This window comes from Streptococcus oralis subsp. oralis, from assembly GCF_002096455.1.
Lineage (GTDB): Bacteria > Bacillota > Bacilli > Lactobacillales > Streptococcaceae > Streptococcus > Streptococcus oralis_CY.
The window spans coordinates 14,226-26,040 of sequence record NZ_NCUL01000005.1; the positions used below are offsets into that span (position 1 = coordinate 14,226).

Below are 11,815 nucleotides of genomic sequence, written 5' to 3' on the forward strand. Positions count from 1 at the left end.
CTACAAAAAAGCTTGGCCAAAGACCACTGTATTATTTAGCTCGATGGCTTAATTACTTATTAGAATCGTGGCTAATATAAACAAAATAAATCTACCTACGTGGTTTGAATATTTTGATATACCTAAGATTTCATCATTCTTGATGACATTTATCTTACTTTATAGAAATATCATTTCAGAATAGTTTATTTCTAGGCATTCATTTTTTAACGGTTACTTTAAACAGGCAGAACTTTTGTTCTGCTTTTTTACATTTAAATGATAGTTTATGCTTTTTAAAGTGCGTTTCAGGTGCAAAAATAGTTTATTTAGGAATATTTTCCTGTTTTTATCCTTATTTGGTTAAAATAATCTTACAAATTTTTAAAGAGATTGTTAGAAAAAAGGAGATGGATATGAAATTTGGGAAAAGGCACTATCGTCCCCAAGTGGATCAGATGGATTGTGGCGTGGCTTCCTTGGCTATGGTCTTTGGTTACTATGGTAGTTATTACTCCTTGGCTTATCTAAGAGAGTTAGCCAAGACGACCATGGATGGGACGACGGCTTTGGGGCTTGTAAAGGTGGCAGAGGAGATTGGGTTTGAGACGCGGGCTATCAAGGCGGATATGACGCTCTTTGATCTGCCAGATTTGACCTTTCCTTTTGTGGCTCATGTGCTCAAGGAAGGAAAGTTGCTCCACTACTATGTGGTGATAGGTCAGGATAAAAAGCACATTCATATCGCTGATCCGGATCCTGGTGTCAAGCTGACCAAGATTTCCCGTGAGCGTTTTGCGCAAGAGTGGACAGGGGTCAGTATTTTTATGGCGCCATCTCCGGGCTATAAATCTCATAAGGAGAAGAAACAGGGTCTCCTATCCTTCTTGCCGATTTTATTCAAACAGCGTGGCTTAATTACCAATATCGTCCTAGCAACACTCTTGGTAACCTTGATCAATATCGTGGGCTCCTACTATCTTCAGTCCATCATTGATAGTTACGTGCCAGACCAGATGCGCTCGACGCTGGGTATTATCTCAATGGGACTAGTCATCGTCTATATTCTCCAGCAGATTTTGTCCTATGCGCAGGAATACCTCTTACTTGTTCTGGGTCAACGGTTGTCCATCGATGTGATTTTGTCCTACATCAAGCATGTTTTTCACCTGCCGATGTCCTTTTTTGCGACACGCAGGACAGGGGAAATCGTGTCTCGTTTTACAGATGCCAATAGTATCATCGATGCGTTGGCGTCGACCATTCTGTCGATTTTCCTAGATGTGTCGACGATTTTGATTATCTCGCTTGTCCTGTTTTCACAAAATATGACGCTCTTTTTCATTAGTCTACTTGCGCTTCCTATCTATACAGTGATTATCTTTGCCTTTATGAAGCCTTTTGAAAAGATGAATCGGGATACCATGGAAGCTAATGCGGTTCTGTCTTCTTCTATCATCGAGGATATCAACGGCATTGAGACCATTAAATCTTTGACCAGTGAAAGTTCGCGCTATCAAAAGATTGACAAGGAATTTGTGGCTTATCTGAAAAAATCCTTTACCTATAGTCGGGCAGAAAGCCAGCAAAAGGCTCTGAAAAAAGTTGCCCAGCTCCTGCTCAATATTGCCGTTCTCTGGCTGGGAGCTATTCTTGTCATGGATGGGAAAATGAGTTTGGGCCAGCTGATTACCTATAATACTTTGCTCGTTTACTTTACCAATCCTTTGGAAAATATCATTAACCTACAAACCAAACTTCAGACAGCGCAGGTTGCCAATAATCGCTTAAATGAGGTTTATCTAGTAGCTTCGGAGTTTGAGGAGAAGAAAACGGTAGAAGATTTGAGCATGATGAAAGGGGATATGACCTTTAAACAGGTTCACTACAAGTATGGCTATGGTCGTGACGTCTTGTCGGATATCAATTTGACCATTCCCCAAGGCTCTAAGGTGGCTTTTGTGGGGATTTCGGGGTCAGGTAAGACCACCTTAGCCAAGATGATGGTTAATTTTTACGATCCAAGTCAGGGAGAGATTAGTCTGGGTGGTGTCAATCTCAATCAGATTGATAAAAAGGCCTTGCGCCAGTATATCAACTATTTGCCTCAACAGCCCTATGTCTTTAACGGAACGATTTTGGACAATCTTCTTTTGGGAGCCAAGGAGGGGACGACTCAGGAGGATATCTTACGGGCGGTGGAGTTGGCAGAGATTCGGGAGGATATTGAGCGCATGCCCCTGAATTACCAGACAGAATTGACTTCGGATGGGGCAGGGATTTCAGGTGGTCAACGTCAGAGAATCGCTCTGGCGCGTGCTCTCTTGACAGATGCGCCTGTCTTGATTTTGGATGAGGCGACCAGCAGTTTGGATATTTTGACAGAGAAGCGAATTGTCGATAATCTCATGGCTTTAGACAAGACCTTGATTTTCATTGCTCACCGCTTGACCATTGCTGAGCGGACAGAGAAGGTTGTTGTCTTGGATCAGGGCAAGATTGTCGAAGAAGGAAAGCATGTTGATTTGCTTGCACAGGGTGGTTTTTACGCCCATTTGGTGAATAGCTAGAAAGAGGAGAGGATGAAACCAGAATTTTTAGAAAGTGCGGAGTTTTATAATCGTCGTTACCATAATTTTTCCAGTCGGGTGATTTTACCTATGTCACTTCTGTTCGTGTTTTTACTAGGATTTGCAGTTTTTGCAGAGAAAGAGATTAGTTTGTCTACCAGAGCGACTGTCGAACCTAGTCGGATTATTGCCAACATCCAGTCGACTAGTAATCAACGCATTGTGGGGAACTATCTGGAAGAAAACAAGTTGGTCAAGCAGGGGGAACTACTCGTTCAGTACCAGCAAGGGGCGGAGGCTGTCCAGGTCGAAGCATACGCCAGTCAATTGGAGATGTTAAAGGATCAAAAAAAGCAGTTGGGATATTTGCAATCCAGTTTGAAAGAGGGGAGTGATCAATTCCCAGAGGCGGATAAGTTTGGTTACCAGGAGATGTTTCGAGATTATCTCAGCCAAGCTAGTAGTCTTAGGAGTAATGTTTCTCAACAAAATGCCAGCATCTCTTCTCAAAATGAGGCAGCAAGTCAGAGCCAGGCCGAGATTGGCAATCTTATCAGTCAAACAGAGGATAAAATCCGAGACTACAAAACAGCTAAGTCAGCGATTGAAAAGGGAGATCAACTGGATAGTCAGAATCCAGCCTACTCTTTTTACCAGACCTATAAAAATCAAGGTGAAGAAGATCCGCAAGCTAAATCGCAAGTTATTGCGCAAGTGGATGCTCAAATTGCCCAGCTAGAGTCCAGTCTAGCTACGTATCGTGTACAATATGCGGGTTCTGGGGCTCAGCAGGCCCACGCAACGGGACTGGATAGTCAACTGGAATCGCTCAAGTCTCAGCACTTAGTCAAAGTCGGTCAGGAATTAACTCTTTTGGATCAGAAAATTTTAGAAGCAGAGTCGGGTAAGAAAGTCCAGGGAGGTCTCCTCGATAAGGGAAAGATTACAGCAAGTGAGGATGGGGTGCTTCACCTTAATCCTGAAACCAGTGATTCTACCATGGTCGCAGAAGGAACCCTGCTAGCCCAACTCTATCCATCCTTGGAAAAAGAAGGAAAAACCAAACTCACAGCCTATCTCAGTTCAAAAGATGTTGCTAGAGTCAAGATTGGGGACTCTGTCCGTTATACTACGACTAATGATGCGAAGAATCAAATTTTCCTGGATTCCACGATTACAAGTATTGATGCGACAGCTACAAAAACTGAACAAGGAAATTTCTTTAAAATTGAGGCGGAGACTAATTTAACTTCGGAGCAGGCTGCAACACTTCGTTATGGTTTAGAAGGCCGCCTGCAGATGATCACAGGGAAGAAAAGCTATCTCCGTTATTTTTGGGATCAATTTCTAAATAAAGGGTAATATTCGTGTTTTTCAGAGGATAAATGGTTTTAAAACTGTAAGAAGAGTTCATCTTGCAGTTTTTCTTTACGCTTAAAACAGAAAAACGTTATTTATTCGTAAAAACCTTGAATTTTTCATGCTTTTGTGGTAGAATGTGCTCAAGTAAAACGAAAGGCGAACTTTAAAATGTCAAAACAACTGATCTATTCGGGAAAAGCCAAGGATATCTATACAACTGAGGATGAAAATCTCATTATTTCAACTTACAAGGACCAGGCAACTGCCTTCAACGGTGTCAAGAAGGAGCAGATTGCGGGCAAGGGAGTCTTGAATAATCGGATTTCATCTTTTATTTTTGAGAAATTAAATGCGGCTGGTGTAGCGACTCATTTTGTGGAGAAGCTTTCGGATACGGAACAGCTCAATAAAAAGGTTGAGATTATTCCTTTGGAAGTTGTGCTCCGTAACTACACGGCTGGTTCCTTTTCAAAACGTTTTGGCGTAGAAGAAGGTATTGCATTTGAGACTCCAATTGTCGAATTTTACTATAAAAATGATGATTTGGATGATCCCTTTATCAATGACGAGCATGTGAAATTCCTTAAAATTGCGGATGACCAGCAGATTGCTTACTTGAAGGAAGAAACCCGTCGTATCAATGAGCTCTTGAAGGATTGGTTTGCTGAGATTGGCCTCAAGTTGATTGATTTTAAGCTAGAGTTCGGTTTTGATAAGGATGGCAAGATTATCTTGGCAGACGAGTTTTCACCAGATAACTGCCGTTTGTGGGATGCAGATGGCAACCACATGGACAAGGATGTTTTCCGCCGTGGCTTGGGTGAATTGACGGACGTTTACGAGATTGTCTGGGAAAAGTTGCAAGGTTTAAAATAACACCTTCAAGGTCGTTTGGGAACATTGCAAGAGCTGAAATAAAGGAATAAGAATTGATGGATAAACGTATTTTTGTTGAGAAAAAGGCTGATTTTCAGGTCAAGTCAGAGAGTTTGGTAAGGGAGCTCCAGCACAACTTGGGACTGTCAACTTTGAAAAGTATTCGCATTGTGCAAGTTTATGATGTCTTTGACTTGGCAGAGGACTTGTTTGCACCTGCAGAAAAGCACATCTTCTCTGAGCAGGTGACGGATCATGTCTTGGACGAAGCGGCCGTGCAAGCGGATCTTGCCAACTATGCTTTCTTTGCCATTGAAAGTTTGCCAGGGCAGTTTGACCAGCGTGCAGCTTCGGCACAGGAAGCCTTGCTTTTGCTGGGAAGTTCGAGTGACGTGACAGTCAACACAGCTCAACTTTACTTGATTAATAAAGATATTGATGCGACTGAGTTGGAAGCGGTCAAAAACTATCTGCTCAATCCAGTTGATTCTCGTTTCAAGGACATCACGACAGGGATTGCCAAGCAGGAATTTTCAGAGTCGGACAAGACCATTCCTAAATTGACTTTCTTTGAAAGTTATACGGCAGAAGACTTTGCTCGCTACAAGGCCGAGCAAGGGATGGCAATGGAAGTGGATGATTTGCTCTTTATCCAAGACTATTTCAAGTCAATCGGGCGCGTGCCGACAGAAACAGAGCTCAAGGTTTTGGACACTTATTGGTCTGACCACTGCCGTCATACAACATTCGAGACTGAGTTGAAAAACATTGACTTCTCAGCTTCTAAATTCCAAAAGCAATTGCAAGCGACTTATGACAAGTATATTGCCATGCGTGAGGAACTAGGTCGGTCTGAAAAGCCACAAACCTTGATGGATATGGCGACTATTTTTGGTCGTTATGAGCGTGCTAATGGTCGTTTGGACGATATGGAAGTGTCTGACGAAATCAATGCCTGCTCGGTTGAAATCGAAGTGGACGTTGATGGTGTCAAGGAACCTTGGCTCCTCATGTTTAAAAACGAAACCCACAACCACCCAACGGAAATTGAACCATTTGGTGGAGCGGCTACTTGTATCGGTGGCGCCATTCGTGACCCATTGTCAGGCCGTTCTTATGTTTACCAAGCTATGCGTATCTCAGGTGCTGGTGATATTACAGCTCCGATTTCGGAAACTCGCGCTGGTAAATTGCCACAACAAGTCATTTCGAAGACAGCGGCTCATGGTTATTCTTCGTATGGTAACCAAATTGGTCTGGCGACGACTTACGTTCGTGAATACTTCCACCCAGGCTTTGTAGCCAAACGCATGGAGCTTGGTGCAGTTGTCGGTGCTGCTCCTAAGGGAAATGTAGTCCGTGAAAAACCGGAAGCAGGTGACGTGATTATATTGCTCGGTGGTAAGACTGGACGTGATGGTGTCGGTGGTGCGACAGGGTCTTCTAAGGTTCAAACAGTTGAGTCTGTAGAGACTGCTGGTGCTGAGGTTCAAAAAGGGAATGCCATCGAAGAGCGCAAGATTCAACGTCTTTTCCGTAATGGAGATGTCACTCGTCTCATCAAGAAGTCCAATGACTTTGGAGCAGGTGGTGTCTGTGTGGCTATCGGTGAATTGGCAGATGGTCTTGAAATCGACCTCAACAAGGTTCCTCTTAAATACCAAGGCTTGAATGGTACAGAAATTGCCATCTCTGAATCACAAGAACGGATGGCGGTCGTGGTTCGTCCTGAAGATGTGGATGACTTCGTTGCGGAATGTAATAAAGAAAATATTGACGCGGTTGTTGTGGCAACAGTGACTGAAAAACCAAATCTTGTCATGCACTGGAATGGTGAAACGATTGTCGACTTGGAACGCCGTTTCCTTGATACAAACGGTGTGCGCGTAGTCGTTGATGCCAAGGTTGTGGACAAGGATGTCAAACTCCCAGAAGAACGCACAACAAGTACTAACACACTTGAAGCAGATACCCTTGCGGTTCTGTCTGATTTGAACCATGCAAGTCAAAAAGGCTTGCAGACCATCTTTGACTGCTCGGTCGGTCGTTCAACGGTCAATCACCCACTTGGTGGTCGCTACCAACTCACACCAACTGAGGCATCTGTCCAGAAATTGCCAGTTCAGCACGGGGTGACCAATACTGCGTCTGTCATGGCGCAAGGTTTCAACCCTTATGTGGCAGAATGGTCTCCATACCACGGTGCTGCCTATGCGATTATCGAAGCAACCGCTCGTTTGGTTGCTGCTGGTGCAAACTGGTCTAAGGCTCGCTTCTCTTACCAAGAGTATTTTGAGCGGATGGACAAACAAGCAGAGCGTTTTGGTCAGCCAGTAGCGGCTCTTCTAGGATCTATCGAAGCACAAATCCAGCTTGGCTTGCCATCTATCGGTGGTAAGGACTCCATGTCTGGTACCTTTGAAGAATTGACTGTACCGCCAACCTTGGTTGCCTTTGGGGTGACAACAGCAGATAGCCGTAAGGTGCTTTCTCCTGAGTTCAAGACTGCCGGTGAAAACATCTACTACATCCCAGGTCAATCCTTGGCACAAGAGATTGATTTTGATTTTATCAAGTCTAATTTTGCTCAATTTGAAACCATCCAAGCTGGACACAAAGTAACATCTGCATCAGCTGTTAAATACGGAGGTGTCCTTGAAAGCTTGGCACTTGCTACCTTTGGGAACCATATTGGTGCAGAGGTGACCTTGCCTGAACTTGAAATAGCCTTGACAGCTCAATTAGGCGGATTTGTCTTCACATCTCCTGAAGAAATCGCTGGAGTGAAGAAAATCGGTCAAACAAGCGCAGACTTTACACTCGTTGTCAACGGTGTGAAGTTAGATGGACAGAAACTTGACAGTGCCTTCCAAGGGAAACTGGAAGAAGTTTACCCCACTGAATTTGCCCAAGCTAAAGAATTGGAAGAAGTGCCAGCTGTCGCTTCTGACGCAGTCATCAAAGCCAAGGAAACTATTGAAAAACCGGTGGTTTACATCCCAGTATTCCCAGGAACCAACTCAGAATATGACTCAGCCAAGGCCTTTGAAAAAGAAGGTGCAGAGGTTAACTTGGTGCCATTCGTGACCTTGAATGAAGAGGCTATTGTCAAGTCAGTTGAAACTATGGTTGACAATATCGGCAAGGCTAATATCCTTTTCTTCGCGGGTGGTTTCTCAGCTGCGGATGAGCCGGATGGATCAGCTAAGTTTATCGTCAACATCCTACTCAATGAAAAAGTGCGTGTAGCTATTGATAGCTTTATCGCTCGTGGTGGCTTGATTATCGGTATCTGTAATGGGTTCCAGGCCTTGGTCAAATCAGGTCTTCTTCCATACGGGAACTTCGAGGATGCTAACAGTACTAGCCCAACCCTCTTCTACAATGATGCCAACCAGCACGTGGCTAAGATGGTGGAAACTCGAATTGCCAATACCAACTCACCATGGTTAGCTGGAGTACAAGTGGGCGATATCCATGCCATTCCAGTATCGCACGGTGAAGGGAAATTTGTCGTGACGGCTGAGGAATTTGCAGAGCTCCGTGCCAATGGTCAAATCTTTAGCCAATACGTTGACTTTGACGGCAAACCAAGTATGGATTCTAAGTACAATCCGAATGGTTCTGTAAATGCCATCGAAGGAATTACCAGCAAGAATGGTCAAATCATCGGTAAAATGGGACACTCAGAACGTTATGAAGACGGTCTCTTCCAAAACATCCCAGGAAATAAAGACCAGCACCTGTTTGCGTCGGCTGTGCGTTATTTCACAGGGAAATAAAAGGTATAAAAAATGACATACGAAGTAAAATCTCTTAATGAAGAATGTGGTGTTTTCGGTATCTGGGGACATCCAGATGCTGCTAAATTGACCTATTTTGGTCTCCATAGTCTTCAGCACCGTGGTCAGGAGGGGGCAGGAATCCTCTCCAATGATCAGGGGAAATTGAAGCGTCATCGTGATATGGGGCTTTTATCAGAAGTGTTCAGAAATCCAGCTAATTTGGATAAACTAACTGGAACGAGCGCGATTGGGCATGTGCGTTATGCGACTGCTGGCGAAGCTTCTGTGGATAACATCCAGCCCTTCCTCTTTCGCTTTCATGATATGCAGTTTGGACTTGCTCACAACGGAAACTTGACCAATGCAGGATCGCTCAAGCAAGAATTGGAACAAAGAGGAGCTATTTTCAGTTCAACTTCGGACTCAGAAATCTTGGCTCACCTCATTCGTCGGAGTCACAATCCCAACTTGATGGGCAAAATCAAAGAGGCGCTCAGCCTTGTAAAAGGTGGCTTTGCTTATATCCTGCTGTTTGAGGACAAGTTGATTGCTGCGCTTGATCCTAATGGTTTCCGTCCACTTTCTATTGGGAAAATGGCCAACGGAGCGGTGGTGGTTTCGTCAGAAACCTGTGCTTTTGAAGTCATCGGTGCTGAGTGGATTCGTGATGTAAAACCAGGGGAAATTGTGATTGTGGATGACAATGGGATTCAGTACGATAGCTATACGAATGATACCCAGCTGGCGATTTGCTCTATGGAGTATATCTACTTTGCTCGACCTGATTCTAATATTCATGGTGTTAATGTCCATACAGCTCGCAAACGTATGGGGGCCCAATTAGCGCGTGAATTTAAGCATGAGGCAGATATTGTGGTCGGTGTGCCAAATTCCTCGCTCAGCGCAGCTATGGGATTTGCAGAAGAATCTGGTCTGCCAAATGAAATGGGTCTGATCAAAAACCAATACACCCAACGCACCTTTATCCAACCGACTCAAGAATTGCGGGAGCAAGGGGTGCGGATGAAACTGTCTGCTGTTTCGGGTGTTGTCAAAGGCAAACGTGTGGTTATGGTGGATGATTCCATTGTTCGTGGGACGACCTCTCGCCGTATCGTTCAGCTTTTGAAAGAAGCAGGTGCGTCTGAGGTTCATGTTGCTATTGGTAGTCCAGCGCTAGCTTATCCATGTTTTTACGGGATTGATATCCAGACGCGTCAGGAGCTGATTGCGGCCAATCATACGGTCGAAGAAACTCGTCAAATCATTGGTGCGGATAGCCTGACCTATCTTTCGATTGATGGCTTGATTGATTCTATCGGCATCGAAACAGATGCGCCGAATGGTGGTCTCTGTGTCGCTTACTTTGACGGCGATTATCCAACACCTCTTTATGACTATGAGGAAGACTATCGTAGAAGTTTGGATGAAAAGACCAGTTTTTACAAATAGACGGATAAAGACTCCCCATTAAAGGAAAGGAAGAGGAGACAAAGATGACAAATAAAAATGCTTATGCTCCACGTCTCGCTACTGACTAAAAGCTAAAGCATTTGTCAGTAGACGCTTTGCCCTATGGGACCAAAGCTAGAGCCCTGACTAGTATTTTTAGATAAAATAATTGTTTATCTAAAAATACGTCGCAATCTTCTCAAAGAAAAGGAAAAATAAAATGGCAAATAAAAATGCGTACGCCCAGTCGGGTGTAGATGTTGAAGCGGGTTATGAAGTTGTTGAGCGGATCAAAAAGCACGTGGCTCGCACGGAGCGTGCGGGTGTTATGGGAGCTCTTGGTGGCTTTGGTGGCATGTTTGACCTTTCAAAGACAGGGGTAAAAGAGCCTGTCTTGATCTCAGGGACTGACGGTGTCGGGACCAAGCTCATGTTGGCCATCAAGTATGATAAGCATGATACGATTGGTCAGGACTGTGTGGCTATGTGTGTTAACGACATCATCGCTGCAGGTGCGGAGCCTCTTTACTTCCTTGACTACGTCGCGACTGGCAAGAATGAACCAGCTAAACTAGAACAAGTGGTTGCTGGTGTAGCAGAAGGTTGTGTGCAGGCAGGCGCAGCCCTCATCGGTGGAGAAACGGCTGAAATGCCTGGCATGTATGGCGAAGATGATTATGACTTGGCTGGTTTTGCAGTAGGTGTGGCTGAAAAATCTCAAATCATAGACGGTTCAAAAGTAGCTGAAGGTGATGTCCTTCTCGGACTTGCGTCAAGTGGGATTCACTCAAATGGTTACTCACTCGTGCGTCGTGTTTTTGCCGACTACACAGGTGAGGAAGTCTTGCCAGAATTGGAAGGTAAGAAGCTCAAGGAAGTCCTTCTTGAGCCAACTCGTATCTATGTCAAGGCTGTCTTACCACTCATCAAGGAAGAGTTGGTCAACGGTATTGCCCACATCACAGGTGGTGGCTTTATCGAAAATGTCCCTCGTATGTTTGCAGATGACTTGGCTGCTGAGATTGAAGAAAGCAAGGTTCCAGTGCTTCCAATTTTCAAGGCTCTTGAAAAATACGGTGAAATCAAGCATGAAGAAATGTTTGAAATCTTCAATATGGGTGTTGGACTCATGTTGGCAGTTAGCCCTGAAAATGTAGGCCGTGTCAAAGAATTGCTGGATGAACCAGTCTATGAAATTGGTCGCATCGTTAAGAAAGAAAACGAAAGTGTCATCATCAAATGAAAAAAATAGCGGTTTTTGCCTCTGGTAATGGCTCAAATTTTCAGGTGATTGCCGAAGAATTTCCGGTGGAGTTTGTTTTTTCAGACCATCGTGACGCCTATGTGCTCGAGCGTGCAGAAAAGCTCGGCGTCCTGTCCTATGCTTTTGAACTCAAGGAGTTTGAGAACAAGGCGGACTACGAAGCTGCTCTTGTCGAACTCTTGGAAGAACACCAGATTGACTTGGTTTGCCTCGCCGGCTACATGAAAATAGTTGGGCCAACCTTATTGGAGGCCTATGAGGGGCGTATTATCAATATCCATCCAGCCTACCTGCCAGAATTTCCAGGGGCTCATGGGATTGAGGATGCTTGGGATGCTGGTGTCGCTGAGAGCGGCGTTACCATTCACTGGGTGGACTCAGGTGTGGACACAGGCAAGGTCATCAAACAAGTGCGTGTGCCACGGCTAGCTGATGATACCATTGAAAGCTTTGAAGCTCGGATTCATGAGGCAGAGTACAAGTTGTATCCAGAAGTTATTAGAGAATTGTTGGATAAGTAAATGAAA

Annotated in this window: 7 protein-coding genes; all 7 read left to right on the forward strand. The window is 44.5% G+C overall.

Annotation, left to right across the window (positions count from 1 at the left end):
• Nucleotides 1-395 precede the first annotated feature (395 nt).
• The 7 genes from comA to purN all read left to right on the forward strand — a co-directional run bounded on the left by comA (nt 396) and on the right by purN (nt 11,809).
• Complete coding sequence (gene comA, locus B7720_RS01620; protein ID WP_084856198.1) at nt 396-2,549, forward strand: peptide cleavage/export ABC transporter ComA; 2,154 nt, start codon at nt 396-398, stop codon at nt 2,547-2,549.
• 12 nt (nt 2,550-2,561) lie between these two features.
• Entirely contained in the window at nt 2,562-3,911 is a 1,350-nt protein-coding gene (comB, locus tag B7720_RS01625; RefSeq protein WP_084856200.1) for a competence pheromone export protein ComB, read from the forward strand.
• A 168-nt stretch (nt 3,912-4,079) separates the two neighbouring features.
• Nucleotides 4,080-4,787, forward strand: coding sequence for a phosphoribosylaminoimidazolesuccinocarboxamide synthase (gene purC, locus B7720_RS01630; protein ID WP_042901922.1), 708 nt, complete (start codon nt 4,080-4,082; stop codon nt 4,785-4,787).
• A gap of 56 nt (nt 4,788-4,843) precedes the next feature.
• Nucleotides 4,844-8,569 (forward strand): phosphoribosylformylglycinamidine synthase, encoded by a 3,726-nt coding sequence (locus B7720_RS01635; protein ID WP_042901923.1) that lies wholly within the window; start codon nt 4,844-4,846, stop codon nt 8,567-8,569.
• 12 nt (nt 8,570-8,581) lie between these two features.
• Complete coding sequence (gene purF, locus B7720_RS01640) at nt 8,582-10,024, forward strand: amidophosphoribosyltransferase (protein WP_042901924.1); 1,443 nt, start codon at nt 8,582-8,584, stop codon at nt 10,022-10,024.
• A gap of 220 nt (nt 10,025-10,244) precedes the next feature.
• On the forward strand, nt 10,245-11,267 hold the full coding sequence (gene purM / locus B7720_RS01645) for a phosphoribosylformylglycinamidine cyclo-ligase (protein ID WP_001284586.1): 1,023 nt from the start codon (nt 10,245-10,247) through the stop codon (nt 11,265-11,267).
• Complete coding sequence (gene purN, locus B7720_RS01650) at nt 11,264-11,809, forward strand: phosphoribosylglycinamide formyltransferase (protein ID WP_084856202.1); 546 nt, start codon at nt 11,264-11,266, stop codon at nt 11,807-11,809. The genes purM and purN overlap by 4 nt, the downstream gene beginning before the upstream one ends.
• The last annotated feature ends 6 nt before the right edge of the window (nt 11,810-11,815 follow it).

Coding starts and splice junctions, on each gene's coding strand:
- comA (WP_084856198.1), top strand. CDS start 396: ATGAAATTTGGGAAAAGGCACTATCGTCCCCAAGTGGATCAGATGGAT.
- comB (WP_084856200.1), top strand. CDS start 2,562: ATGAAACCAGAATTTTTAGAAAGTGCGGAGTTTTATAATCGTCGTTAC.
- purC (WP_042901922.1), top strand. CDS start 4,080: ATGTCAAAACAACTGATCTATTCGGGAAAAGCCAAGGATATCTATACA.
- B7720_RS01635 (WP_042901923.1), top strand. CDS start 4,844: ATGGATAAACGTATTTTTGTTGAGAAAAAGGCTGATTTTCAGGTCAAG.
- purF (WP_042901924.1), top strand. CDS start 8,582: ATGACATACGAAGTAAAATCTCTTAATGAAGAATGTGGTGTTTTCGGT.
- purM (WP_001284586.1), top strand. CDS start 10,245: ATGGCAAATAAAAATGCGTACGCCCAGTCGGGTGTAGATGTTGAAGCG.
- purN (WP_084856202.1), top strand. CDS start 11,264: ATGAAAAAAATAGCGGTTTTTGCCTCTGGTAATGGCTCAAATTTTCAG.